The organism is Streptomyces odonnellii (assembly GCF_000981895.1).
GTDB lineage: Bacteria > Actinomycetota > Actinomycetes > Streptomycetales > Streptomycetaceae > Streptomyces > Streptomyces odonnellii.
This window is the reverse complement of record NZ_LATD01000144.1, coordinates 1-25,794: the sequence shown is the minus strand read 5'-3', so window position 1 is coordinate 25,794 and position 25,794 is coordinate 1. Positions and strand designations below refer to the sequence as shown.

The 25,794-nt window shown below is 71.0% G+C and carries 23 protein-coding genes; 11 read left to right on the top strand and 12 right to left on the bottom strand.

All coding sequences use genetic code 11. The features are described 5' to 3' along the window. The coding region (locus WH07_RS15000; protein WP_198533810.1) for a right-handed parallel beta-helix repeat-containing protein at positions 1 to 1,978 on the bottom strand (1,978 nt) is incomplete at its 3' end. A 138-nt stretch (positions 1,979 to 2,116) separates the two neighbouring features. Continuing rightward, on the bottom strand, positions 2,117 to 2,989 hold the full coding sequence (locus WH07_RS14995) for a FadR/GntR family transcriptional regulator (RefSeq protein ID WP_046500376.1): 873 nt from the start codon (positions 2,987 to 2,989) through the stop codon (positions 2,117 to 2,119). 236 nt (positions 2,990 to 3,225) lie between these two features. Here WH07_RS14995 and WH07_RS14990 point away from each other — a divergent pair, with 236 nt between their 5' ends. The 6 genes from WH07_RS14990 to WH07_RS14965 all read left to right on the top strand — a co-directional run bounded on the left by WH07_RS14990 (position 3,226) and on the right by WH07_RS14965 (position 7,481). Further along, positions 3,226 to 3,549, top strand: coding sequence for an L-rhamnose mutarotase (locus WH07_RS14990; RefSeq protein ID WP_046500375.1), 324 nt, complete (start codon positions 3,226 to 3,228; stop codon positions 3,547 to 3,549). A gap of 99 nt (positions 3,550 to 3,648) precedes the next feature. Further along, on the top strand, positions 3,649 to 4,482 hold the full coding sequence (locus WH07_RS14985) for an amidohydrolase family protein (RefSeq protein ID WP_046500374.1): 834 nt from the start codon (positions 3,649 to 3,651) through the stop codon (positions 4,480 to 4,482). Then, positions 4,479 to 5,447 (top strand): aldo/keto reductase, encoded by a 969-nt coding sequence (locus WH07_RS14980; RefSeq protein WP_046500373.1) that lies wholly within the window; start codon positions 4,479 to 4,481, stop codon positions 5,445 to 5,447. Before WH07_RS14985 ends, WH07_RS14980 begins: the two co-directional genes overlap by 4 nt. Positions 5,448 to 5,526: 79 nt before the next feature. Next, positions 5,527 to 5,778, top strand: coding sequence for a hypothetical protein (locus WH07_RS14975; protein ID WP_198533809.1), 252 nt, complete (start codon positions 5,527 to 5,529; stop codon positions 5,776 to 5,778). Then, positions 5,775 to 6,800, top strand: a complete 1,026-nt coding sequence (ligD, locus tag WH07_RS14970) for a non-homologous end-joining DNA ligase (RefSeq protein WP_046500372.1) — start codon at positions 5,775 to 5,777, stop codon at positions 6,798 to 6,800. Before WH07_RS14975 ends, ligD begins: the two co-directional genes overlap by 4 nt. A gap of 195 nt (positions 6,801 to 6,995) precedes the next feature. Further along, complete coding sequence (locus tag WH07_RS14965) at positions 6,996 to 7,481, top strand: SRPBCC family protein (RefSeq protein ID WP_046500371.1); 486 nt, start codon at positions 6,996 to 6,998, stop codon at positions 7,479 to 7,481. Here the strand turns inward: WH07_RS14965 and WH07_RS14960 are convergent. Next, entirely contained in the window at positions 7,463 to 8,656 is a 1,194-nt protein-coding gene (locus tag WH07_RS14960; RefSeq protein WP_046500370.1) for a PucR family transcriptional regulator, read from the bottom strand. The genes WH07_RS14965 and WH07_RS14960 overlap by 19 nt on opposite strands. 294 nt (positions 8,657 to 8,950) lie before the next feature. Here WH07_RS14960 and WH07_RS14955 point away from each other — a divergent pair, with 294 nt between their 5' ends. Then, positions 8,951 to 10,678 carry an alpha-keto acid decarboxylase family protein gene (locus WH07_RS14955; RefSeq protein ID WP_046500369.1) on the top strand — a complete coding sequence of 576 codons (1,728 nt, stop codon included), beginning with the start codon at positions 8,951 to 8,953 and terminating at the stop codon, positions 10,676 to 10,678. Between the two features lie 107 nt (positions 10,679 to 10,785). Here the strand turns inward: WH07_RS14955 and WH07_RS14950 are convergent, their stop codons facing one another. The 5 genes from WH07_RS14950 to WH07_RS14930 form a co-directional block, all read right to left on the bottom strand. After that, complete coding sequence (locus tag WH07_RS14950; protein ID WP_046500368.1) at positions 10,786 to 11,541, bottom strand: class I SAM-dependent methyltransferase; 756 nt, start codon at positions 11,539 to 11,541, stop codon at positions 10,786 to 10,788. A 79-nt stretch (positions 11,542 to 11,620) separates the two neighbouring features. After that, entirely contained in the window at positions 11,621 to 12,844 is a 1,224-nt protein-coding gene (locus WH07_RS14945; protein WP_046500367.1) for an aminotransferase class V-fold PLP-dependent enzyme, read from the bottom strand. 5 nt (positions 12,845 to 12,849) lie between these two features. Continuing rightward, the gene (locus WH07_RS14940) at positions 12,850 to 14,190 is read right to left on the bottom strand and encodes a pyridoxal-phosphate dependent enzyme (protein WP_046500366.1); all 1,341 of its coding nucleotides are present in this window, start codon (positions 14,188 to 14,190) and stop codon (positions 12,850 to 12,852) included. Further along, positions 14,187 to 15,668 carry a Y4yA family PLP-dependent enzyme gene (locus WH07_RS14935; RefSeq protein WP_046500365.1) on the bottom strand — a complete coding sequence of 494 codons (1,482 nt, stop codon included), beginning with the start codon at positions 15,666 to 15,668 and terminating at the stop codon, positions 14,187 to 14,189. The genes WH07_RS14940 and WH07_RS14935 overlap by 4 nt, the downstream gene beginning before the upstream one ends. A 146-nt stretch (positions 15,669 to 15,814) precedes the next feature. Then, the gene (locus WH07_RS14930) at positions 15,815 to 16,567 is read right to left on the bottom strand and encodes an SDR family NAD(P)-dependent oxidoreductase (RefSeq protein WP_046500364.1); all 753 of its coding nucleotides are present in this window, start codon (positions 16,565 to 16,567) and stop codon (positions 15,815 to 15,817) included. Positions 16,568 to 16,681: 114 nt separating this feature from the next. Between WH07_RS14930 and WH07_RS14925 the strand changes: the two genes are divergently transcribed. Beyond that, the gene (locus WH07_RS14925; RefSeq protein WP_046500363.1) at positions 16,682 to 18,187 is read left to right on the top strand and encodes an MFS transporter; all 1,506 of its coding nucleotides are present in this window, start codon (positions 16,682 to 16,684) and stop codon (positions 18,185 to 18,187) included. A gap of 10 nt (positions 18,188 to 18,197) precedes the next feature. Here the strand turns inward: WH07_RS14925 and WH07_RS14920 are convergent, their stop codons facing one another. Further along, on the bottom strand, positions 18,198 to 19,667 hold the full coding sequence (locus WH07_RS14920; protein WP_046500362.1) for a sensor histidine kinase: 1,470 nt from the start codon (positions 19,665 to 19,667) through the stop codon (positions 18,198 to 18,200). Further along, positions 19,667 to 20,401, bottom strand: coding sequence for a response regulator transcription factor (locus tag WH07_RS14915; RefSeq protein WP_046500361.1), 735 nt, complete (start codon positions 20,399 to 20,401; stop codon positions 19,667 to 19,669). The genes WH07_RS14920 and WH07_RS14915 overlap by 1 nt, the downstream gene beginning before the upstream one ends. 216 nt (positions 20,402 to 20,617) lie before the next feature. Between WH07_RS14915 and WH07_RS14910 the strand changes: the two genes are divergently transcribed. From WH07_RS14910 to WH07_RS14900, 3 genes are all read left to right on the top strand, one after another. Then, a complete protein-coding gene (locus tag WH07_RS14910) occupies positions 20,618 to 22,000 on the top strand; it encodes a ferredoxin reductase family protein (RefSeq protein WP_046500360.1) in 1,383 nt (460 codons plus the stop codon). Positions 22,001 to 22,075: 75 nt separating this feature from the next. Continuing rightward, positions 22,076 to 22,525, top strand: a complete 450-nt coding sequence (locus tag WH07_RS14905; RefSeq protein WP_046500359.1) for an FMN-binding protein — start codon at positions 22,076 to 22,078, stop codon at positions 22,523 to 22,525. Between the two features lie 61 nt (positions 22,526 to 22,586). Then, complete coding sequence (locus WH07_RS14900) at positions 22,587 to 23,372, top strand: FAD:protein FMN transferase (protein WP_046500358.1); 786 nt, start codon at positions 22,587 to 22,589, stop codon at positions 23,370 to 23,372. Positions 23,373 to 23,376: 4 nt separating this feature from the next. On the opposite strand, the gene WH07_RS14895 is transcribed toward WH07_RS14900, so the two are convergent. Then, positions 23,377 to 24,591: a cytochrome P450 gene (locus WH07_RS14895; protein WP_046500357.1), complete on the bottom strand. Its 1,215-nt coding sequence runs from the start codon at positions 24,589 to 24,591 to the stop codon at positions 23,377 to 23,379. A gap of 77 nt (positions 24,592 to 24,668) precedes the next feature. Beyond that, positions 24,669 to 25,794: NAD(P)/FAD-dependent oxidoreductase (locus WH07_RS14890; protein WP_046500356.1), on the bottom strand; the 1,126-nt coding region annotated here is incomplete at its 5' end.

Below are 25,794 nucleotides of genomic sequence, written 5' to 3'. Positions count from 1 at the left end.
AGATGTGAATGAGAGCCGGGGCGGTGGGCGCCGTACGGTCGGTGACCTCGGGGCCCGGGTCGAGGTGACGGTACGCGGGCTGGAGACCCGCGTTGTTCACGATCGAGGCCGGGAGCTGCTCACAGGAACCGACTGTGATGTTGCCGCTCACGTTGTTGCCGATGCTGTTGGCCTGGGTGGTGAACGCGGGCTGGGTGGTGAAGTTGCCCGTGGCGGTGATGTCCAGGCCGTGGTTCATCAGCATCCACTGGTACGACACGTCGCACAGGGCGTTGCCGGTGTTCTGCCAGTAGCGGCTGCCCTCGTCGTGGTAGATGGCACCGTAGGCCGCCGAGGGAACGCCGTGGATGTAGTTGCCGGAGACGACGCCGCCGGGGTTGGTGCTGAGGGTGTAGATGCCGCCGCCGTCGGCCTGCGACTTCATGAAGTCGAAGATCTCGTTATCGGTGATCTTGCTGTTCCGGCTGGTGGTGTCGGTGTCCCAGACCGGTACGCCGGAGTTGCCGGGATAGTTGGTGTCCCCGCCCCTGTCGGTGAGGCCCCAGCCCCAGCCGACGGAGATACCGCTGTAGGGCAGGTCATAGACCTTGTTGTGGCTGATCACCGTGTGGTCGGTGTAGCTGACCAGGATGCCCACTGAGCCGTTGTACTGGTCGGCGACCTTGGTGACCAGGTTGTTGGCGATCGTGGTGTTCTTGGTGATGTCCCGCGGGTCGTCGGGATGGTGGTCCACGATGTCGGTGCCGCCGACCTGGATGCCGGTGGCGGCGATCTGGCGGAAGACGTTGCCCGTGATGTCGGTGCCCTGGGTGCCGGTGTTCAGGTTGAGACCGACCGCGCCGAGGTGGGTGAAGGTGTTGCCCCGGAAGCCGATGTCGTGGCCGTGGCTCACGTTGACGGCGCCGGGGGTCTTCAGCCAGTGCAGCCGGGTCGAGTCGAAGTCGGGGTTGTTCTCACCGACCATCCGGAAACCGGCCTGACCCTCGATGAGGCCCTCGGACGAACTGGGGGCGAGCCAGGTGGAGTAGGAGAAGGTGATGCCCTCGAAGGAGATGTCGGTGACCGGGCGGGCCGTGGTGCCGTTGAAGTCGACGAGGTCCTGTACCCGGGGCACGACGACGGTCGCGGTGGACATGTTCTGGCCGGCCTTGGGCAGGTAGTAGACCTCGCCCGCGCCCTTGTCCAGGTACCACTCGCCGGGGCTGTCCAGCAGTTCGCGGGCGTTCTCCAGCCAGGTCGGGTTCTGGATCTCCTGGCCCTGCTGGAGGTGGGCGTTGTGCCAGCAGGGCTGGCGCATCGTCATCGCGTTCCCGGAGATCGACGCCACCGGGCAGCGCATCAGCTTCCAGCCCCAGGAGCTGGCGACCTCAAGGTCCTGGGGGCGCTTGTAGCCGCTGAGGCCGGTGTCGGTGAAGGTGTAGCCGGTGGCCGTCTTGTTGAAGCCGGGCGGGTTCTTCTCGCCGCGGGCCCGGGTCTGGAGCTCGCCGTTCACATAGAGCTGACGGGTGTCGAGATCGCCGGCTTTGGCCTTGTAGACCTTCCCCGACGCGTCGGCCGGGGTCCAGCCCGTGATCCGCTTGCCCCCGCTGATCACGGGGTGGGCGCCGGGCGCGGCCTCGTAGACGATCCGCTGCCCGTCGGCACCGGAGTCCTGGGCGGTGAGGGTGAACGTACGGCTCAGCTCGTACGTACCGGACAGCAGCCGTACGCGGACATCGCCGCGGACCTTCGACTTGGCCGTCCGCACATAGTCCCGTGCGTGTTCGAGCGTCTTGAAGGGACGGGCGGCCGTGCCGGTGCCGGAGTCCCGGCCGGACGGCGAGACATAGACGTCCAGGCCCTGCGCCCGGGGGGAAGCCTGGGCAGGTACGGCGGCCAGCGGTGCCGCCGCCGTGGCCAGGGACAGGGCGGCTATGAGGGCTCTTCGGAGTCGTACGGATATGCCCTTGCGGGGTGATGGTGCGGACGGTGCAGACACGGGAATCCAATCGCCTGAATGAGATGACAGTGGGGGAGTCCGGTCGTCCTCCGGATTCCCCCGGCGTTGGGGGGCGGCTCGGTCCGTGAGCCACGTGGCCGGCTTGTGGCCGCCGGCCCACGAGGCGGACGTCTCCGATTACGAGGCGGACGTCTCCGGGGAGAGCGGATCGTCCGGGGAAGCGGTGGAAGAGGTGGAAGCGGTGTTCTTCGACGGACGTCCGGGAGGCCCGGAAGCCGTACGGGAGTCGAGATTGAACAGCCGGTCGCGGATCTTCCGTTCGAACTGGCTCTGCGTCGTGGCGATGTGCTCCACCATCAGCTCCCCGGCGAGACCGGCCTCCCCCGCGGCGACCGCCTCGGCAATGGCGAGGTGCTGTCGTGCCGCCACTTCCAGCGAACCCGGCGCGTCGCCGTGGAAGAGCAGCACATCGGACTGTGACGCGAGCCGCCGCACACCGGCGACACTCGATCTGAGGAAGACATTGTGCGCGGCGGCCCCCACCGCGTCATGGAACGCGGCATCGGCCTTGGCGAAGCCGTATCCGTCCGACTCCCGGGCCGCCACCAGCGAGGTCTCGGCACACTCCCGGATGGTGCGGACCTCGATCGGGGTGGCCAGGGACGCCGCGCGTCGCGCCGTCTCCGACTCGATGACCGTCCGGTAGTCCAGCAGCATCAGGACGTCTTCCATGCTCGTCGGCCGGAAGTGCGAGAGCGGGTCGTCCACCAGCCCGCCGCCCGAGTCGGCCACGAAGATGCCGGCGCCGCGCCGCACACTGAGCCGGCCGATCGCGGCCAGGACCTTCACCGCCTCACGGGTCACATTGCGGGAGGCGCCCAGGATCTGGGCCAGGCCCTGTTCGGTGGGCAGCCGGTCCCCGGCCCGCAGATTCTGCTCGGCGATGTAGTTCAGCAGTTGCTCGGCGACCAGTTCGTAGCCCGGCCGGTAGCGACGCGACGCGTCGTCGTCCCCTTCGCTTTCGCCAGGGACCTGTGATGGAGCCGCCACGGTGTTACCCCCTCCTCATGCCGCTTCGGATTAATCAGGTTCATCGGCGGGGGCAACTATGACAGCCGCGTTACGTATTGAAAAGAGTCTTGCGAAAACTCTGGTTACTTGATCCCTGATAGCGCCTCATATCGCACCAAAAGGGATGCAATACCCCCGACTATTGCGTTGAAGGGATCAGATCCTTAAGGTCCTGCCTGTTCGATGAAGCAGATCCTTTACGGAGGAGGAGCGCGATGCGACGCTTCGCCGCGGTGATCCGGCTGCGGCCCGAGAAGGAAGCCGAGTACCGCGCCCTGCACGCGGCCGCCTGGCCGGGCGTGCTCGCGGCCCTCAAGCGGGCCAACATCGGGAACTACTCCATCTTCCTGCGGGACGGCCTGCTGTTCAGCTACCTGGAATACACGGGGACGGACTACGCCGCCGACACCGCGCGGATCGCGGCCGATCCGGTCTCCCAGGAGTGGTGGGCGCTCACCGACCCGTGCCAGCAGCCGCTGGACAGCGCGGCCGAGGGGGAGCGGTGGGCCGCCGCCGAGGAGATCTTCCATCTGGACTGAGCCGGCCGGGACTCCGTACCCCGCCCGGCGGCGGGCTGCCGCCCGTCCCCGTAACTCCGCCCGCCCACCGCACACTTCGCCGACCCGGAGGACCGACCGGTGCGCATCGACGCCCATCACCATCTATGGGATCTCGCGGTACGCGACCAGCCCTGGACCCGCGACATCCCGGCCCTGCGCCGCACCTTCACCACCGCCGATCTGCGGCCCGCGCTCGACCGGAACGCCATCGACGCGACCGTCGTCGTGCAGACTGTCGCCGTGGCCGAGGAGACACCGGAACTGCTCGCCCTGGCAGCCACGGATCCATATGTCCGGGCGGTCGTCGGCTGGACCGGCCTGACCGGTCCCGGAATCACCGACCGCCTCGCGGAGCTGCGCGAGCTGCCCGGCGGCCCGGCCCTCGTCGGCATCCGGCACGGCATCCAGGACGAGGCCGATCCGGAGTGGACCGCACGGCCCGAGGTTCGGCGCGGCATCGAGGCGGTCGGCGCCGCGGGCCTTGTGTACGAACTGCTCGTACGGCCCGACCAACTGCCCGCCGCCGTCCGGACCGTACGCGACCTGCCGGATGTCCGTTTCGTCCTGGACCACGCGGGCAATCCGGTCGTGGGCGCCGTTGGCCTTGAGCCGTGGACCGCGCTGCTGACCGAGCTGGCCGGCTGCCCCAACGTCGCCGTCAAGGTGTCCGGCCTGGTCACCAGGACCGGCGCGGACCCGGCCGCCGCACTGCGCCCCTACGCGGACGTACTGCTCACCGCCGTGGGCCCCGACCGGCTGATGTACGGCTCGGACTGGCCGGTCTGCCTGCTCGCGGCCGGGTACGACGAGGTCCTGGCCGTCGCCGAGACCCTCACCGGCGGGCTGAGCGCCGACGAGCGCGAGGCCGTCTTCGGCGGGACGGCCGCGCGCTGGTACGGGATCGCCGAGTGACCGCCCGCCGGCTCGGCCGTACGGACGTACGCGTCAGCCCCCTGGGATTCGGTGCCGCGCCCATCGGCAACCTCTACACCCCGCTCGACGACGACCGGGCGCGGGCCACGGTCGAGGCCGCCTGGGACGCCGGGGTGCGCTACTACGACACCGCGCCCCACTACGGCCTCGGACTCTCCGAACGGCGGCTCGGCGCGGCGCTCGCCCACCGGCCCCGGGCGGAGTTCACCGTCTCCACCAAGGTCGGCCGGCTGCTTGAGCCCCACCCCGCACCCACCGGATCCGACCTGGCCGCCGGGGGTTTCGCCGTACCGGACACCCTGATCCGGCGCCCCGACTACTCCCGGGACGGCGTGCTGCGCAGCCTGGAGGGCAGCCTGACCCGGCTGGGCCTGGACCGGGTGGACATCGTTTACGTGCACGATCCCGACGACCACCTCGACACCGCCCTCGGCCAGGCCCTGCCCGCGCTGGCGGCGCTGCGCGACCAAGGGGCGATCGGCGCCGTCGGTGTCGGTATGAACACCGTCTCCCCGCTGCTCCGGGTCGTCGCCGAGGCGGATGTGGACGCGGTGATGGTGGCCGGCCGCTGGACCCTGATCGACCGCACGGCCCGCCCGCTGCTGGAGGCGTGCGAGCGGCGCGGTGTGTCGGTGGTCGCCGCGGCCCCCTTCAACTCCGGCCTGCTCAGCCGGCCCCGCCCCGCCGACGACGCCTCCTTCGACTACGGTCCGGCCCCCGCCGCGACACTGCGCCGCGCCCGCCGCCTCGCCGACATCTGCGCCGCCCACCACACCGTTCTCCCGCACGCCGCCCTCCGCTTCCCGCTGCGCGCCCCGGTGGTGGCGGGCGTGGTCGCGGGCTTCCGCGCCCCGGACGAAGTGGCCTCCGCGGCCCGCTGGTCGGACACGGACCTCCCGGAGTCCACCTGGTCGGCCCTCGACGAGGCGGCCGAAACGGGCTGAGACGTGTCCCGGTTGCCGGGCGGGGTGGGGTGGCGGAGCCTCGTACCGAGGGGTTTTCCTTGAGGTGAAGGCCGGTCTCATGACGGAAAGAGAGAGCCCGCAGGTTCGTATCGCTCCGGTTGTGGTGCTGCCGGTCAACGCGGGGGATCCGCCGTTCCGGCTGGTGGAGGTGCTGGGCGAGCTGGTCGGCAAGGCCTTCTCCATCGAGGACGTGTACGAATACGCCTACGCGGCCGGTCTGGGGGGCGCCGATCTGGAGGATCCGGCGGTGGTGCACTGGGTGGGCGGCGATCAGTACACGTGGAGTGTCAGACGCTGGGGCCGGCGGTGAGCTCCCTGCTGGAGACACTGCCCGCGAGCGAGCGGCGGAAGCTGGGCGGTGCCCGGTCCGGGGTGGAGCTGGCGGCGCGGCCCATGCTCGCCACACTGAGCGACCGGCGCGAGTTCGGCGATGAGTGGATCTTCGAGCGGAAGCTCGACGGGGTGCGGGTGCTCGCCGTACGGGACGAGCGCGGGGTGCGCCTTCTGTCGCGCACCGGACGGCGGCTCAATTCCACCTATCCGGAGGTCGTGGACGCCCTCACCGCGCAGGACCGCGCCGACTTCACCGTGGACGGCGAGATCGTGGCGTACGCGGACGGGCGCACCGACTTCGCGCTGCTCCAGCAGCGGATGGGGCTCACCGATCCCCGGCAGGTCCGTGCCAGCGGGGTGGCCGTCACATACCACCTCTTCGACCTGCTGCGGCTCGACGGCGTCGATGTCACCCGGCTGCGGCTGCGCTCCCGCAAGTCCCTGCTGCGCAGAGCGTTCGCGTACCACCCGCCCCTGCGCTTCACCCCGCACCGCAACCGGGGCGGCCAGGAACTGCTCGACCAGGCGTGTGCCCGCGGGTGGGAGGGGCTGATCGCGAAGTGGGCCGACGGGCCGTACGAGCCCCGGCGCTCTCCCTCCTGGCTGAAGCTCAAGTGCGCACGGAGCCAGGAGTTCGTGATCGGCGGTTATACGGAACCGTCCGGCGCGCGGGCCGGCTTCGGCGCCCTGCTGCTCGGCTACTACGAGAGGAGCGGGGGCGGACGGCTGCGGTACGCGGGCAAGGCCGGTACGGGCTACGACCACCGGACCCTGCTGGACCTGCGGCGACGGCTGGACGGGCTGGGCGTGGACCGCTCGCCGTTCACCGATCCGGTACGGGAGCGGGCGCCGCACTGGGCCGCGCCGCGGCTCGTCGCCCAGATCGCCTTCACCGAATGGACCCGGGACGGCATGCTCCGTCACCCGCGCTTCCTGGGCCTGCGCGACGACAAGCCGGCCGAGGAGGTCGTACGGGAGACCGCCCCCGGCAGGGCATGAGCGCCCGGGGCCGGCACGGGGCCGTGCGCGCCCGGCCCCGGCACAGGGCTCCGGCCCCGGCACAGGGCCCGGCGCCCGGCCGGGGACCTGGCCGTTCCCGGCCCGGGCCGCAGGATCGCCGCGATGGTGCTTTGATCGACGTAAGGGCGTGGGCTTCCACTGATTCGGCTGCCGCTGATTCGTCAGGGAGGGCATATGGCCGTACGGCATCAGCTCATCTCGCGCGAGCCCGCCGTTGTCTGGGCGGTCCTCGAAGACCCGGCGCGTTACTCCGAATGGGTGGTCGGCACCGCGCGCTCCGCCCCGGCGGAGGGCCACTGGCCCGAGGTCGGCTCCTCGCTGACGTACACGCTGCGGCTGGGGCCCAAGGAGTTCCGGGGGCGTACGGTCGTACGGCGCCATGAGCCGCCCCGGTGGCTGGAGTTGGAGGCGCACAGCGGGCTGCTCGGCTCGGCGCGGATCGCGTTCGACATCCGGTCGTGGGGCGACGAGACGCTGGTGATCCTGGACGAGCACCCGCTGCGCGGCTTCGGCGGTACGGTGCACAATCTGGCGCTCGACGCGTTTCTCCAGGTCAGGCACCGCGACATGCTGCGGCGGCTGGCGCAGGTGGTGGAGGAGTCAGCGGGGCGCCCGGCGCCGGACAGTCCCGTGAACGGCGGTCAGGGCCTGGGCATATGAGCGGCCGGACGGACAGCCGCCGGACAGAGGTCCAGCGCCAGCAGGGACCTCATCAGCCCGTCCCGGGTCCGCGGATTCCAGCCCGTGAGCGTGGTCCAGCGGTCCAGCCGGTACACCACCGTGTTGGGATGGACGTTCAGCGCGCGGGCGGCGGCCGTCGGGACGAATCCATGGTCCGCGTAGGCGGTCACGGCCGCGGCCAGATGCGGGTGCGCCTCCGCCGTACGGGCGCCCGCCCCGAGGACGTCGCCCAGCCGGCGCGACTGCTCCGCGAGGCTCGCCTGGAGCCAGGCGACCGAGTAGCGGACGGTCCCGCCGCCCTGGCGCAGGGCCAGTGACAGCGCGCCGTCGGCGTCCTGGAAACTGTCGGCCGCGCCCGGCAGACCGGCCCTCGGCAGGCCGATCCCGAGTGGCAGCCGCGGTGCGCCGGCCCCCTGCCCCACGGTCCGCACCGCCCGGGAGAGCGACCGCAGGATGACCCCGTCCTGCACCCCCTGGCTCAGCACCGACAGCGCGCCGCCGTGGATGGCCGCCACCACCACACCGGGAACGGTGGCGGCGTACCGGCGAAAGCTCTCCAGGCTGCCGCTCGGCAGATCGCCGGACCGGCCGCGGAACGCCTGGAACTCGCCGGCCGGGTCGTATCCCAGGGACCGGGCCAGCGTCACCGTCGCCTCGTCGGCGGGATCGGCCGTGGCCATGGCCTCGATCAGCCGCCGGTACCGGTCCTCCTGCGCCGACAGCTCGGAACGTACGACCCCTTCGTACGCGACGGCCACCGCGTTCGTCAGCTCCCGGATCCAGGCCCAGAACAGGGTGACCTGCGCGGCCAGCTCGGTGACCGCCTCCTGGCCCCGGCCGACGGCGTGACGCATCATCGCGTTCCAGGTCTCGCGGTAGCCGATGTGATACGCGCCGAGGAGTGCCTCGACCGGCAGGCCCTGCGCCGCCCGTGCCGCGCCCAGCCGCGAGGATTCACGCAGATATCCGGGCGAGGGCATGATTCCGTGCTCCAGGCCGTCCAGCAGCCCATGGAGCTGTACTCGCACATCGCGCACGTGCTCCTGCTCGGGCACGATTGAATACCGGGGGATTTCCGCGCGGATGACGGCCGTGACCTCCGGTGCGAAGGACGGCAGTTCGCCGATCATTTCCCGGATCAATGGATCGATCATGGGTCGCCTCGTGTCCGAGCGGAGCGTTGACCGCTTCCGTGCTCCGTCCCCACCCTGTCCCCGCTCCTGTGGAATCACGGTACATCCCGCTCCGGGAGTCCGCCCGGGCGGCCCGTTCCGCTGCCACCAGAGCCGCTGACCCTGAGGATTCCCCAGGAAACCGGCGGACGAATTCTCGCTTCCTCTGTTACCCGGGGCAGCCGGATTCCCGGACAGTGGAAGGCGCGCGCTTGTCCCGCGACCGTGCCGTACTCGTGCTCCAGTGCTCGTGCCGTATTCGGGAGTGAAATCCCCATGAAGCCTCGTGACATCACGATCACCGAATACCTTCTCGACCGCCTCGTGTCGCTCGGAGTGGACCGGCTTTTCGGTGTTCCCGGTGATTACAATCTCGCCGCTCTCGACAAGGTGATGGAGCACCCGCGGATCGAGTGGGTGGGAAACGCCAATGAACTCGGAGCCGCCTACGCCGCCGACGGCTATGCCCGTGTCCGGGGATTGGGTGCGCTGCTGACGACGTTCGGGGTCGGGGAGCTGAGCGCCGTCAACGGGGTGGCGGGCAGCTACGCCGAGTACGTGCCCGTCGTCCATCTCGTCATCGGTCCCGCCACGGCCATGGAACAAGCCGGCGCGCTCGTCCATCACACCGCCGGGGACGGCGACTTCGAGCGCTTCGCGCGCGCCCAGCGCAGTGTCAGCGCCACCATGGCGACCATCACCCCCGACAACGCCGCCGAGGAGATCGACCGCGTTCTGCTGACGGCTCTTCGCGAACGGCGGCCGGTCTATCTGCGCATGGCCTCCGACGTGCCGCTTCTCCCCGTACCCGCGCCGACCGGACCGCTGCCTGCGGAAGGACGTGCCTTCCCGGTCGACGCCCGGTCCCTGGAGCGCTTCACCGAGGACGCGCGCCGGAAGCTGGCCGGTGCGCACAGTGCCGCGGTGCTGGCGGATTTCCTGGTCGACCGGTTCGGCGCGCGGGACGCGCTGGCGGCGCTTCTGGACTCCAGCGGCGTGCCGTTCGCCACGCTCGCCATGGGCAAGACCGTCGCCGACGAGACCCGCCCGGCCTGGCTCGGGGTGTACGCGGGCGCCTTCGGCGATCCCCGTACCCGCCGGGTGATCGAGGAGGCGGACGTGCTGATCCGCGCGGGGGTACGGCTCGCGGACACGACCAGCGGCGGCTTCAGCCACGGCTTCGATCCCGGCCGGGGCATCGACCTCCAGCCGGAGTCCGCCTTCATCGACGGTACGGAGTACCGGGGGGTGCCCCTGGCCGCCGCGCTCACGGCGCTGAGCGGACTGCCGGCCGAGAAGCTCCGTACCGACGCGTTCACCGGCACCTTCGGAGGTGCTTCGGCAGGCACTTCCGCGGATACGGCTACGGCCGCAACCGGGACTTCGGGCGTCCGGCGGAGCCCCCGCGCCGACGAGCCACTGACCCAGGGGTACCTCTGGCCGCGAGTGGCGCGGTCGCTCCGGGAGGGGCAGACCGTGGTCGCCGAACAGGGCACCCCGTACTTCGGGCTCTGCACCCAGCGCTTCCCCGCCGGCGCGCGGTTCATCGGGCAGCCGCTGTGGGGGTCCATCGGATACAGCCTGCCCGCGCTGCTGGGCGCGCAGCTCGCGGCCCCCGGCGACCGCTGTCTGCTGGTCATCGGGGACGGCTCGGCACAGATGACGGCGCAGGAACTGGGCACCATGGGCCGCTACGGCCTCACCCCGGTCATCATCCTGGTCAACAACGACGGTTACACGGTCGAGCGCGCCATCCACGGCCGTGCGGCGGTGTACAACGACATCGCCCGCTGGGACTGGCAGCGGCTCCCCGGCGCGCTCGGTGTCGGTGACGCGCTCTGTCTGAGCGCTGCCACACCGGACGAACTGGACCGGGCGCTGCCGGCGGCGGACGCGGCCCCCGACCGGATGGTGCTGATCGAGGTCCGCACCGCTCCGTACGACCTGCCCGACCTGCTGCGCGACATCACCGCGGGAATGAGCGAGCGCAACGGCATCGCCTGACCGCCTCCCGCACCTCTCGCACCGACGGAGGTGCCCCCGACCGCGCGTCCCCGGGCAGCGGCGCCGCGCGGCGGAGGACCGTACCGTACGACGAGAGGCCGTAGGTCTCAGCGGATCGCCACCAGCACATGGCTGTTGCCGAACTGCCAGACCGGCGCGGCGTGTTGGAATCCCGCCGAGTGCAGCAGCTCGGTGTGGCGGGACGGGGGCAGCTCCTCGCCCGCCTCCGCGATGGGGCCCCGGCGGGCCCGCTCCGCGAGCAGGTCCGCCAGCTCCGGGTCCCGCGCCGCCGCGGCCCACCACGAGTCCCAGTCCTCATGGACGAAGACCCGCTGCCGCTCGGCCCGGCACCGCCCGACATGCGCGGTGAGCCGGGCATGCCCGGGGGCCCGCTGCGGAAAGTGGTCGGCGTTGATGAGGACGCCTCCCGGGCGCAGCAGCTCCGCGAGCTTCTCGTACGTCCGTCGCAGGGTGTGCTCGGAGAGATAGTGCAGCGCGGTGGTGGAGACGGCCGCGTCCAGGTGCCGGTCGAGTGCGAGGGCCTCGGTCCAGCCCTCCGCGCCGATCTCCGCGTCCACATAGCGGGCGGCGTCCGCGTGATGGGTACGGGCCAGCTCCAGCAGGAGCGGATCCATGTCCACCGCCACGATCTCCGCCCGGGGGATCCGGGCGGACAGCCGCGCGGCGAGCGACCCGGGGCCGCAGCCGAGGTCCAGGACATGCGGGCGCGGGCGGTCCCGCGCCACCTCCTCGACCACATCCGCGATCACCGTGAACCGTTCCTCGCGGTCGACCGCGTACCGCTGCTGCTGCCGCTCCCACCGCCGTACCCACGATTCAGCCGCCGCCATGCTCAGCCCCATCTGGCCGTGCCACCTTCGCCCTGCTCGTACCGGACTCGTCGAACACTTCCAAGTTACAGGTGGAAACGGTTTCCATTCCTCATTCGAGCCCGCCGAGGACGGCGAGCAACCGGTCGATCTCCTCCGGGGAGTTGTAGACATGCGTGCTGACGCGGACCGACGAGGTCTTCTCGCCGGCGGCTCCCTGGCAGTGGCCGTCCGTGCGGACCATGAAGCCATGGCTGAAGAGGATGAACCCCAGATCGCTCGCGCCGATGGACCGATGGCGGAACGTCACGATGCCGGCCCGGTGCTGGACGGGGGAGTCCTGCGCGAGGCTGGTCTGACAGCCGAGGATCCGGTACGCGGGCAGGTGGCGCAGCCCGTCGGTCAGCCGCAGGGCGAGGGCGGTGGTCCAGCGGGCGATACGGTCCGTTCCCGCCTCCCGCAGCCAGTCGAGGGCCGCGGCCAGGGAGGCGATTCCGGCGGTGTTGGGGGTGCCGCTCCAGCCGCCGGGGGTGAAGCGCGGGCCGCGCGCCTGGCGGGCCCAGACGGCGCCGGTGCCGGGCAGCGCGAGTGCCTTGTGTCCGGAGAAGACGGCGAAGTCGACATCGAGACCGGCGACGGACACGGGCTGGTGGCCGATGCTCTGGGCGGCGTCCAGACAGATCGCTACATCAGAGCCGACGGCGGCGCGGACGCGGTGGACGTTCATGTCGGCGCCGTAGACATGGTGGACATGGGTGGTGGCGACAAAGCGGGTACGGGGACCGAGCAGGCGCGCGAGGGTGGCGGGGTCGTAGTCGCCGGAGGAGGTCTGGTACGGCATCTCGCGCACCCCGATCCGTATGCCCCGGGCCGCGAGCAGGTCCCGTGCCTCCAGCCACGGCAGCACGTTGGCCTGGTGGTCGGCGTACGGTACGACGATCTCGTCGCCGTCGGTGAGCAGCTCGGTCAGCCAGTCGAGGGCGACGGTGCGCAGGCCCTCGGTGGTGCCACTGGTGAAGTGGACGGTGGAGCGGTCGGGTTCGGGGTCGGAGAGGAAGGACTTGATCTGCCGGCGGGTGCGTTCCACCAGTTCGGTCGAGGCGTTCGCCCAGGGGTAGGTGCCGCGCCCCGCGTTGGCGTTGGCGGTCGTGAGATAGGTGTGGACGGCGTTCAGCACGGCCTCGGGCTTCTGGGCCGTCGCCGCGCTGTCGAGATACGCCAGCTCAGGGTGGGCGGTGATGATGGGGAACTGGGCGCGCAGGGCCTGCTGCCAAGGGCTCAGATCGTACGGGAAGGTCCCGCCGTCGCTGCGGTCACGGAGGTCGGTCGTGGTCATCCGCGTCAGTCCCGTACCAGCGGGGCACCCGCGTCGCGCCAGGCGATGATGCCGCCCTCCAGACTGCGGGCGTCGGTGTGCCCCATCCGGGTCAGCAGCGCCGCGTACCGCGCGGACTTGTCGCCGACCGGACAGGTCAGCAGCACCGGTTTGCGCGCGCTGAACGGAAGCCCGCCCCGGACGAGTTCGGCGAACAGCTCGTCCACGATATTGACCGCGTGCTCGATGTGCAGGGCCGCGTAGGCGGACGGGCTGCGCAGATCGATCACCAGGGGCTGCTCCCGCGCGATCCACTCCTGGGCCTCCCGCACCGGCACGGAGGCGACCGCCGCGATCTCCGTCCCGGAGACATCGAGCAGCGAGTTCTTGCGGGGCGCCAGACCGAGGAGTTCGGGACGGCGGCGCCGTACATAGCTGAGATAGCTCTCGATACGGTCGCAGACGATGAACACGGCGGTCCTGCGCCCGGTGGAGCCGGCCGGTTCGGTGTCGAGTCCGGCGTCGAGCGCGCGCAGATGGCGTACGGTCCCGAAGTAGGCGGCGCCGCCGGTCGGTCCGGCGAGGATGCCGCAGCGGCGGGCCAGGGTCAGCATCCCGTCGATGGCCTCGTCGGCCGTCACCGACTCCATGGTGTCGTAGGTGGCCGGGTCGAACAGGCCCACCTCGTGCACCTCGTCGATGGTGCGGATCCCCGGAATGAAGTCCGACTTGTCCGCGACGAGCCCGACCACCCGGACCCGTGGATCGTGCTCCCGCAGCACCCTGGCCACACCGGTGGAGGATCCGGCGGTGCCCACACAGGCGACGAACCAGCCGGGCACCCGCCCGTCCAGGTCCTTGACGATCTCCGGCCCGGTGCCCAGGGTGTGGGCCTCCGTGTTGCGGTCGTTGAAATACTGGTCGGTGTGCAGATACGCGCTGTCCGGGTCCGAGAGCGCGCGGTGGAAGAGGGTCAGCGGATCGTCGGTGTCGGTCGGGTCGAGGCATTCGCTCTGCCCGGGAAGCTCCTCGATCTCCGCGCCCAGCAGCAGAAGCAGATCCTTGATCTCCGGGATCCGCATCCGGTTGGTCACGCTCTTGAACGACAGTCCGTGCATGCCCGCGATCACGGACAGCGCCTTCGCGGTGTTGCCGCTGGACAGTTCGACGATCTGGCTGCCGCGCTCCACCGCGGTCTCCAGCCCGGGCCTGACCATGTTCCACGCCGCGCGGTCCTTGACCGAGCCGAAGGGGTTGAGCAATTCCAGCTTGGCGTACAGATCGATATGGCGCAGACCGTGCACCCGCGGGTCGATCCTCACCAGCGGGGTGTTGCCGATGGCCTGGGTGATGCTGTCGTATCTCACGCCTGTCCTTCCTGACGGAGCGTCGGCCAGTACTGTTCGTCGAGGCTCCACTGCCATGGGCCGCCGTCCTCGCCGTCCTGCCACACGGCCACCCCGCGTGCCACGGGCAGCCGTTGTGCGCCGGTGGCCTGGAAGTCCATGACGTATCCGGCGGTGTTCACAAAAGCCAGCAGGTCCCCGGGGCGCGGCAGACGCGGCAGGAAAACCGTCCTGCGCGAGATCAGACCGGCCTCAAGGCACAGTCCGCCCGCGAGATAGACCCCCACGGCGTCGTCGCCCCCGTCTCTCCCATGCCCGGTGTCCTCGTGCCCGATGAGGACGGGATCCATGAAGACGCCGTGGTCCTCCAGGCCGATGTCGTCGGCCTTGGCCTCCAGCCGTACGAGATGCTCCCCGGCTTCGGTACGGCGCACCTCCAGCACCCGCGCCAGCACCAGCCCGCACTGGTCGACCAGGGCCCGGCCGGGCTCGACGCACAGGTCGTACAGATTCTCCAGCAGCAGGGTGGACAGCGGGCGCCCGCCCAGCGAGGGGGCGGGGGCCGACAGCAGTTCGTCCAGGTACTGTTCGCCCGCGAGCGGGCGGTAGGCCGGATAGAGGGCCAGCGAACCCCGCAGGGTCCCGGCGTCGTCGCGCAGCCCATAGCCGTGGCCGCGCCAGGTCAAGGGGGGCCGCCGGCCCAGGACGGCCCTGGTGAGTTCGGTGGTGTAGCGCTCCCACTGCTCGTGGTGCGCGAGGTAGTTGACGCCGAAGCCGCCGCCGATGTCCACCACCCTTGGGCTCACGCCCCGTTCGCGCAGTTCGTCCATGGCGCGGATGCTTCCTTCGAGGGCGAGGGCCTTCTCGCCGACACTGGTCGTGTCCAGATGGAAGCCGACCCCGATCAGCTCCACCGCCCCGCTGTGCCCGTCAACCGCGCTGAGAGCGCTTTCAAGTTCACGCACTGGAGTGCCGAACCGGCTGGTCCGGCTGAGCACTTTGACCCCGGGCGACTCGAACGCCGAGAGCCGGAGCAGGATCCGTACCCGTGGAAGCGCGTACGAGCGTATGAGCGCGGCCAGTTGGTCCAGCTCCGCACGGTTGTCGACATGGACGGTGACACCCGTACGGGCCGCCAGCCACAGGAACTCCGGGGTCTTGGGGCCGGTCGCCATGATCCGGTCCGGGGTGAACCCGGACCCGAGGGCGTGCTGTAATTCGCCCAGGGACGCGACATCCGCCGAGGCGTCGGTCGCGGCAAGACGGCGCATCAGCGCGCTGGAACGATTCGCCTTGTGGGCGAAGCAGATCGGACCGCTGAGCTGGTGTTTGCGGTACATGGCCCGGAATCGCGCCACATTGTCGGCCAACTGATCGGGCAGCACCACATTCAGCGGCGAACCGAGAGCGCCGACGAGCCCGCGCAGAAAGCGCTCTTCTCTCAGCAGCGCCGCCGGACGCGTCTCCACGCGTGGCTCCAGGTACAGAGGCAGGGCCACTCAACTGTCCTCTCGATCTTCATGCTGACCGGTGATCCTCTTTCCAAGTGATATTCATTTCCCTTAACGGAGCCGCTTACGCGCACTCCGTGGGCCCGGGCGGTGGATCCGCCGACGGTGTTCGACGTACGCGTACGGTGGGCGCCTCAGCGCCCGCCGGATACGGTGATGTCGCTGCCCGTGACGAACGACGCGGCCGGTGAGAGCAGCCAGGACACCGTGTCCGCGATCTCCTCCGGGCGGCCGAAGCGGCCGATCGGACTGCCGGCGGCGCCCTCCTCGAATCCCGGACCCTCCGTCATCTCGGTGGCGACGATGCCGGGGGAGACGCTGTTGACCCGGATGCCCTCGGAGGCGACCTCATTGGACAGGGCCCGGCTGAAGGAGACCATGGCGCCCTTGGTGGTCGCGTAGGGGGAGTGGCCCGGCAGACCGCCGGTACGGGCGGCCACAGAAGCCATGTTGACGATGGATCCGCCCCGGCCGCCGTGCCGGGTGGACATCACCCGTACCGCGTGCTGGGCGCACACCATCGGACCGAGGACATTGATCTCCAGCAGCCGGGAGAGCGAGTCGGGGGTCTGTGCGTCGAGAGGCGCCTCGGCGCCCAGGCTTCCGGCGTTGTTGACCAGCGCGGTCACCGGTCCCAACTCCCGCTCCGCCTGCTCGAACAGCTCCGCCACCTCCTTCGGCGACGACACATCGGCGCGGATGGCCTTCGCGCGTCCGCCCTTCACGCGGATAGCGGCGGCCACTTCCTCGGCGGGCTCCGCGTGGGCGGCGTAGTCGACGGCCACGCCGTACCCCTGGGCTCCCAGCGCCGTGGCGATGGCGGCGCCGATCCCCCGGCTCGCCCCCGTCACGATGACCGTTCCGTGCTCGTCGTCGGTGCGCGGCATGACTCCTCGCCTCCTCGTCGGCCTTCCTTTCCAACGTACTCGCGGGGGCGTATTTGTCCTCCGGACGGGTGACAGCGTGCGGGATGCCACCGGCACGTGACGCAGACTGAGGCGATGACGACGTCTGCCGGGCCGGTGCCGCCCGCCGTCACCACCGCCGTACCGGCGCGGCTCGACCGGCTTCCGTGGTCGCGGTGGCACTGGATGATCGTCGTCGGGCTCGGCACGGTGTGGATCCTGGACGGCCTCGAAGTCACCATCGTCGGCAATATCGCGGGCCGGCTGTCCGAGGAGGGCAGCGGGCTGCCGATCACCTCCGCGCAGGTCACCGGGGTCGCCGCCGCGCTCTATGTGGCGGGCGCGTGTGCGGGCGCGCTGGTCTTCGGGCGGCTCACCGACCGCTACGGCCGCAAGAAGCTGTTCATGGTGACCCTCGCCGTCTATCTCGGGGCGACCGCGATGACCGCGCTCTCCTTCGACATCGCGTGGTTCTTCGTCTTCCGCTTTCTCACCGGGTTCGGCATCGGCGGCGAGTACGCGGCCATCAACTCGGCCATCGACGAGCTGATCCCGTCCGCGTACCGGGGCCGGGTCGATCTGATCATCAACGGCAGCTACTGGCTGGGGGCGGTGGGCGGTTCGCTGCTGTCCATCGTGATGCTGAACACCGCGCTGCTGCCGGAGAACGTGGGCTGGCGCCTCTCCTTCGCGCTCGGTGTCGTCCTCGGCCTGGCCATCCTGCTCGTACGGCGGCAGGTGCCGGAAAGTCCGCGCTGGCAGCTCATCCACGGGTACGGCGAGGAGGCGGAGCAGCTTGTCGACTCCGTCGAGCGGCGCATCGAGGAGGAGAAGCAGCGGAGACTCCCGCCGCCGGACCGGATGATCACCATCCACCAGCACAAGAGCGTCGGGTTCGGCCTCATCGCCAGGACGATCTTCCGCCGGTATCCACGCCGGGCGGTGCTGGGCCTGTCGCTCTTCATCGGGCAGGCGTTCCTCTACAACGCGATCACCTTCGGGTTCGGCACGATCCTGACCACGTTCTTCGGCGTACCGACCGGACACACCGGCTACTACTTCGCGGTCATCGCCGCAGGCAACTTCGTCGGCCCGCTGCTGCTCGGCAAGCTCTTCGACACCGTCGGCCGCCGGATCATGATCTCCTCGACCTATCTGCTGTCGGGCATCCTGCTCTTCGTCACGGCCTGGCTCTTCGACTCCGGGGTGCTGACCGCCACCACACTCACCGCCTGCTGGTGCGTGGTGCTGTTCTTCGCGTCGGCGGGCGCGAGCAGCGCGTATCTGACGGTCTCCGAGATCTTCCCGATGGAGACCCGCGCCATGGCGATCGCCTTCTTCTACGCGCTGGGCACGGCGGCGGGCGGGATCAGCGGGCCGCTGGTCTTCGCGGACCTCACCGCGTCCGGGGCGGTCGGTGACACGGCGCTCGCCTTCCGGATCGGCGCGGGGCTGATGTGCGCGGCCGGGCTGGTGGCGGTGTTCCTGGCGGTACCGGCGGAGCGCCGGGCGCTGGAGGACATCGCGGAACCGCTGTCCGCGGTGCCGCCCGGATCCGGGCGGTCCGGGCGGTCCGGGGGGACCGGGCGGACCGGGGCCTGAGCTCGGGACGCTAGCGCGGGGCGTCGCCAGGTGGTGCCGGGAGTACGAGTGTGAACACCGTCCCGGTGTCTCCGCTCGCCGCCTCCACCTTTCCGCCGTGCGCCGTCACCACCGCCCGTACGATCGCCAGGCCGAGCCCCGTACCACCGTCCTTGCGCGAGCGGCCCCGGTCGGCCCGTACGAAACGGCCGAACACCTCGGGCAGCAGCCGCGCCGGGATCCCCGGGCCGTTGTCCGCCACCGTCAGCCGGATCTCGTCGGGCCCGGCGGCCAGCCGTACGGATATCTCGGTGTCCGCGGGCGTGTGGGAGCGGGCGTTGGCGAGGAGGTTGCCGACGGCCTGGTGCAGCCGGTGCTCGTCGCCCGTCACGGCGACGGCCCGCGCCGGCAGATCGAGCAGCCAGCGGTGACCGGGGCCCGCCGCCCGCGCATCGTCCGTGGCGTCCAGGACCAGCCGGGTCAGATCCACCGGACCGAGGTCCAGGGCATGGCCCGCGTCGATCCGGGCGAGCAGCAGCAGATCGTCCACGAGGCGGCTCATCCGTACGGACTCGGACTGGATACGGTCCAGCGAACGCAGGACCTGCGCGGGGACGGCGCCCTTCTGGCGGAGCGCGAGTTCGGTGTGGCCGCGGATATTGGCCACGGGGGTGCGCAGTTCATGGCTGGCGTCCGCGGCGAACCGGCGCAGCCGCTCCTCACCGGCCTGGCGCCGCTCCAGCGCGTCGCCGACATGGCCGAGCATCCGGTTCACGGCGGTGCCGACCCGGCCGACCTCGGTGTCCGGGGCCGTGACCGGGACGGGCCGTGGCATGGCCACCTCGCCGCTCGCCAGGGGCAGCTCGGCGACGCTCGCCGCCGTCGCGGTGACCAGCCGCAGCGGGCGCAGGGATATACGTACCCACAGCGCCCCCGCGGTGCCGGTGGCGGCGAGGGCCACACCGAAGACCACCGCCTCCACGCCCTCCAGCCGGTGGACCGTGTCCTCGACGGGGCGCAGCGGCAGGCCGGTGACCAGGATGTCGTGATCGTCGCCCCGTACGGCGGTGAGCCGGTAGGGACCCAGGCCCGACAGCCGCACACTGTGGCCGTGCCCGTCGACGGGCACGGCGGCCAGGGCCCGCCGGTCGGCGGAGTCGAGCGGCACGGCGGCGTCCGAGTCCTCCTGGACGACCGCCGCCCGTGTCACCGTCCCCGGCAGCAGCCGGGCGCCGAACGTGCCCTCCGACTGACCGCGAGTATCGGGCACGTTGTCGGCGTCGGGAGCGCTCTCGTGCTCCAGGCTGGCCGCGAACCGTCCGTCGGACGCGGTAAGCTGCTGGTCGAGACGGCCGACCAGGAAGCCGTTGAGCGCGAGCACGGTGGTGATGCCCACCGCCGCGCAGGCCAGTGCGAGGAGCACCACCAGCCCGGTGGTGAGCTGACCACGGAGGGTACGGGGGACCAGGGCGCGCGCCACGGCGTTCGGGGACAGTCGCATCACGCCCCCGGCTTCAGCACATAGCCCACACCCCGCACGGTGTGGATCATCGCGGACCTGCCGGTGTCGACCTTCTTGCGCAGATAGCTGATGTACAGCTCGACGACATGCGCGCGACCGCCGAAGTCGTACGACCAGACCCGGTCCAGGATCTGTGCCTTGGACAGCACCCGGCGGGGGTTGCGCATCAGGAACCGGAGCAGTTCGAATTCCGTACGGGTCAGCTCCACGGGCTCACCGCCCCTGGTCACCTCCCGGGCGTCCTCGTCCATCACCAGATCGCCCACGGCCAGCCGGTCCACTCCCCCCGGCCCGCGCGCCATCCCCGCCCGGCGCAGCAGGCCGCGCAGCCGGGCCAGCACCTCCTCCAGGCTGAACGGCTTGGTCACATAGTCGTCGCCGCCCGCGGTGATCCCGGCGATCCGGTCCTCGACCGCGTCGCGCGCGGTCAGGAACAGCACACAGACGTGCTCCAGCTCGGCGCGCAGCCGGCGCAGCACCAACAGGCCGTCCATGTCGGGCAGCATCCAGTCCAGGACGACGGCATGCGGACGGAAGGTACGGGCCGCGGAGACCGCGGACACACCGTCTGCGGCGGTGACGACATCCCAGCCCTCGCCCGAGAGCACTCCGGCGAGGATTTCGGTGACATCGGGTTCGTCGTCGACGACCAGGATCCGTACGGGACCGCCGTCGGCGGCGTGCGGGCGTAGTCGGTGGCTCGGTGCGTTCATCGTCCGTCCAGCATCCCCCGGGAACCGGGAGCGCCGACGGTGCTCCGGCTCTGAGTTTCCTCTGAATCGGACGGGGCCGACGGCGTTGAGAGCGCGGTCACAGGTTCCGCTGCGAGGCTCGCGATTCAGAGATGCGGGCGCTCAGCGATCCGGCGACGCGGTGCTGGCGACGCGGTGCTTCGAAGGCGAAGCGCAGAAGCAGCGAAGGGAGACTTCATGACCACCGCGACCCACGCCCGGCACGGTACGGGCGGCACGGGCCGTGCGGTACGGCCACGGCGTGCGGGTGACGCCGTACCGGCGCTGGCGCAGGCCGTGATCTGGGCGGGCGCAGCCGGTGTCCTCGCCCTGTGGTGGAGCGATACGGAGTCGGTGGTGGGCGCGGCGGGGTGGCTGACCGGCGGTGCGCGGATCACCGGACTGCTGGCCGGGTACGGATGTGCGGTCCTGTTGCTGCTCATGGCCCGGACACCGGCACTGGACCACAGCATCGGCACCGACCGGATGGCGCGCTGGCACGCGGCGGGCGGCCGTTATACCGTCTCCCTGGTCCTCGCCCATGTCCTGCTGATCATCTGGGGCTACTCCCTCGTCTCGCACTCCGGCCCGGTGGACCAGACGCGGACACTCGTCCTGGACTACCCGGAGATGCTCAAGGCCACCGCCGCCTTCCTCCTGCTGACCGGCACCGCGCTGGTCTCGGCGCGTGCCGCGCGTCGCAGGATGCGCTACGAGACCTGGCACTATCTGCACTTCGCCACCTATCTCGCGGTCTTTCTCGCCTTCGGCCATCAGCTCGCCAACGGCGCCGAGTTCATCGGCAGCCGGCCCGCCAGGACCGCCTGGTACGCGCTGTATCTGACGGTCGCCGCGCTTCTCGTGTGGTACCGCTTCCTGGTTCCCGTACGGCGGGCCCTGCGCCACCGGATCCGGGTCGCGGGCCTGCGCCATGAGTCACCAGGTGTCGTCTCCGTCCATCTCACCGGGGAGCGGCTCGACGAACTGGGCGCACGGCCGGGGCAGTTCTTCCGCTGGCGCTTCCTGACGCCCGGGCTGTGGTGGACCGCCAACCCGTACTCGCTGTCCGCGCCCCCGCTCGCCGGCCATCTGCGGATCACCGTCAAGGCGGCGGGCGGACACAGCGCGGCGCTGGCCCGGCTGCGGCCCGGGACCCGGGTCTGGGCCGAGGGACCGTACGGTGCGTTCACCGCGGACCGGAGCAGGGCCCCGAAGACGGCCCCCAAGACACTGCTGCTGGCGGGCGGGGCCGGGATCACACCGCTGCGGGCCCTGTTCGAGACCCTGCCCGGCGAGGTCACCCTGGTCTACCGGGCCCGCCGCCCCGAGGACCTCGCGCTGCGGGGCGAACTCGACGCCATCGCCGCGGCCCGTGGCGCTGTCGTCCACTACGTCGTCGGCGGACCCGGCGGCTACTCCCCGCCCCTGACCGCCCGCGCCCTGGCCCGTCTCGTACCGGACCTGGCCGCGCACGAGGTGTATCTGTGCGGGCCGCCCGGGATGGCGGAGGCCGCGAAGCGGGCCCTGCGGGCGGCCGGGGTGCGGCGGCGCCGTATCCACCACGAGTCGTTCACGTTCTGAGATGGAATATGCAGCCTGAGGCCGATTGTGCGGATTCCGAGTCCGATCGTCGAGAGAGTCCCGAGGAGATCCACTGTGCGCAGAGCCGTCCTCGCCACCGCGTCGACCAGCACGCTCGTCGTCGTGCTGCTCGCCCTCAAGCCCCACCACACCACCGCACTCGCCGATCGGGCGCCCGTGCCCGTACCGGCGCCGAGCGGGACCGTACCGTCCGGACCTTCGGATCCGGCGGCGGGTCCGGCCGCGGGCAACGGCACCTACACGGGCGATCCCGTGGACACCCGGTACGGCACGGTGCAGGTCTCCGTCACGGTCGGGGCCGGGCATCTGACCGGGGTGAAGGTCCTTCAGGCGCCGTCCGGCGACGGTCACAGCCGGCGCGTCACCGCCGCCGCCGTACCCCGTCTGACACAGGAGGCGCTCAGCGCGGGGAGCGCTCACATCGACGCGGTCTCCGGCGCCAGTTACACCAGCCAGGGCTATATCCGGTCCCTCCAGAGCGCATTGGACAGGGCCGGTGGCTGACCTCGGCCCGCCGCGCGGACCGGGCCGTGCGGAGCGCGCGACGAGCCATGTGGAGCATGTGATGGGCACCGTCTTCTCGTTCGACATCCGCGATCCGTGCACCCCCGCCATCGAAGCCGCGCTGGCCGAGGCGGTGGCCTGGCTGCGCCATGTCGACGAGGTGTTCTCCACCTACCGCCCCGACAGCACCATCAGCCGCCTCGCACGCGGCGAACTCCTCCTCGCCGAGTGCTGCGAGGAGGTACGGGAGGTCCTCGCCCTCTGCAAGAGCGCGGTACGGGTGAGCGGCGGCTGGTTCAGCCATCTCGCGGGCGGCACCCTCGACCCCTCGGGTCTGGTCAAGGGCTGGTCCGTCGAACGTGCCTCGCGGATCCTGTACGAGGCGGGCGCCCGCAACACCTGTGTCAACGGCGGCGGCGATCTCCAACTGCGCGGCGAGGCGGCGCCCGGCGTCCCCTGGCGCGTCGGCATCGCGCACCCGCTGCGCGCCGGTGAGCTGTGCGTGGTGGTCACCGGCCGCGATCTGGCCGTCGCCACCTCGGGCTGTGCCGAGCGCGGCGCCCATATCCTCAACCCCCACCAGGGCGTTCCCGCTCGGGGTCACGCGTCCCTCACCGTGGTGGGCACCGGGCTCACCACGACCGACGCCTACGCGACCGCGGCCTTCGCCATGGGGGACATGGCCCGGGACTGGCTCCAGTCCCTGGACGGCTACGAGGGGTTCGCGGTGACGCCCGACGGCGGGTCCTGGTGCACGGACGGATTCCCCGGGGTACTTCCCGGCGCGCTCCCCGGCGTACTCCCTCGCGTACTCCCCGGAACACGGACCGGCGCGCAGGATCCCTGAGGCCTCACCCGCGTTCGATCAGCAGATGCCGGGGCCCGCGCAGCAGCGGGCTGCGCCGGTACGGCGGCGGGTCCTCCACCAGTCGGAAGTCCTCCAGATACGGCAGGAGCGAACTGAGCGCGATCTGTGCCTCGACCCGGGCCAGCGGGGCACCGAAACACGTGTGCACACCGCCGCCGAAGCCGAAGTGCTGGTTGTCCTCCCGCGTCGGGTCGAAGCGGTCGGGGTCGTCGAAGCGCAGCGGGTCGCGGTTGCCGGACGCGAGCATCAGGATCAGCGGCGCGCCCTTGGGGATGGTGACGTCCGTGACCTCGATATCGGTCAGCGGGGTGCGCTGCGGCACCATGTGGACGGGCGGTTCGTAACGCAGCAGCTCCTCCACGGCCTTGGGCATCAGCTCGGGCTTGTCGCGCAGCAGCCGCAGCGCTTCCGGCTTGCGCAGGAAGGTCAGCACACCGTTGGTGATCAGATTGACTGTCGTCTCGTGCCCGGCGATCAGCAGCAGTGTCGCCGTCGTCATCAACTCGGGCCTGGTCAGGCGCCCTTCGGGACCCGCGTCATTGACCAGGGCGGAGAGGATGTCGTCCGAGGGACGGCCGCGCCGGGTGTCGGACAGATCGCCCAGATATTCGGCCATCGCGGTCCGCGCCTCCATGCCCTCATGGAGGCGTTCCTTGTGCTCCTGGTCGTTCTCGGTGCCGAAGTCGAAACTGGCGATGACCGAGTTCGTCCACTCGCGGAGCCGCGGCATGTCCTCCTGGGGCACGCCCAGCATCCGGCAGATCACGGTGACCGGGAGCGGATAGGAGAAGTCCTCGACGACATCGACCCGGTCCTTGTTCCGGAACGTGCCGATCAGGTCCTCGGTGATCCGGGTGATGTCCGCGCGCAGGTCGTCGATGCGGCGTGGGGAGTGGGGCGGGCCGAAGGGCCGCATGGTGATCCGGCGGAGCCGGTCGTGCTCGGGGTCGTCGAGACCGATGAAGGCCGGCGGATCGCCCCTCCGGAGCAGTTCCTCCTCGGGGTTGGTGCGGTTGCGCGGATCCGAGCTGATCCGCGGGTCGTGCAGCAGGGCGGCGATCTCGTGGTACGTACCCACCAGATAGCTGCCGTCGTCCTGCCGCGCCACACCGCTCTCGCGCAGCTCGGCGTAGAGCGGATAGGGGTTGGCGCGGTTCGCGTAGTCGGTGATCCGCCGGAACAGGGTTTCCGGTTGCATGGCTGGGGTCTCCTCAATCGAGGGCGGACGGCGGGAAAGTCCGGGGACAGCGGGGGAGCGGGCGGCGGCGGGTGAGGTCAGTCGTGCCGCACCAGCGTCAGCCGGCGGTCCGGAAGATGGCCGGTGAGCGCCACGGTCGGACCGTGCGACAGCAACTGCGGGGGCGGTACGTCGGACGGCACGGGCTCGGACGGTACGGGCCGGTCGGCGGCGCCCTGCTTGGGGGGAAACGGTGCCGCCGTCTCGATCAGCCGCTGGTAGTGCTCCAGCCACTTGGCCCGGTTCACACTGACCGCGGCGGTGATCCGGCCCCGGTAGCCGTAGACGGCGACCAGCCGGCGCTTGCGCAACGAGCCCTGGGCGATGAGCACTTGGTCCGAGAAGGTCGGTACACCGACGGACTTGATGTTGAGACCGAACTGACTGGACCAGAAGACCGGCACGGTCAGATGCGGGCGTCTGCACGGCCCCGGGCTGACCATGTTGTGGGCGGCCACCTCGGCCTGGGCGACCGCGTTGCCCCAGTGTTCGAGGGACAGCATCTGGTACTCGAAGAGCGGATGCGGGAAGCGGGCCACGTCGCCCGCCACGAAGACGTTGTCGGTGACGATCCCGTACATGTCGAAGGCACGGCACCCGGCGTCGCAGGCCACCCCTCGCGGGCCCGCGGCCAGCCCGGCTTCCGCCAGCCACTCGGTGTTGCGGACGGCCCCCAGGGCGACCACGGCGACATCGGCCTCGATCCGGCTGCCGTCGGAGAACTCGGCGCCGGTGAGCCGGCCGCCGTTCCCCCTGAGAGCGGTTACCGTCACCCCGCAGCGCAGATCGACTCCGTGATTGCGCTGGAGGGCCGCGGCGAGCGAGCCGAGCGCGCCGCCGAGCGCGCCGACCAGCGGGGCGGGGCCGCGCTCGGCGACCGTCACCTCGAGTCCGCGTTCGCGGCAGGCCGAGGCGATCTCGGAGCCGGTGAATCCGGCGCCGATCACCAGGACCCGGCGCGGTCCGGCGTCGAGCCGCTCGACGAGGCGGCTCGCGTCGTCGGTGGTACGGAGGGTCAGTACGCCGTCGAGCGCGGCCTCGTCGGGGTGGGGCCAGGGGCGGGCCCGCGTTCCGGTGGCGATCAGCAGCCGGTCGTACGGCAGCGGCTCCCCGTCGGCGAGGAGCACCCGCCTCCTGATCCCGTCCAGACCGACGGCACGCACT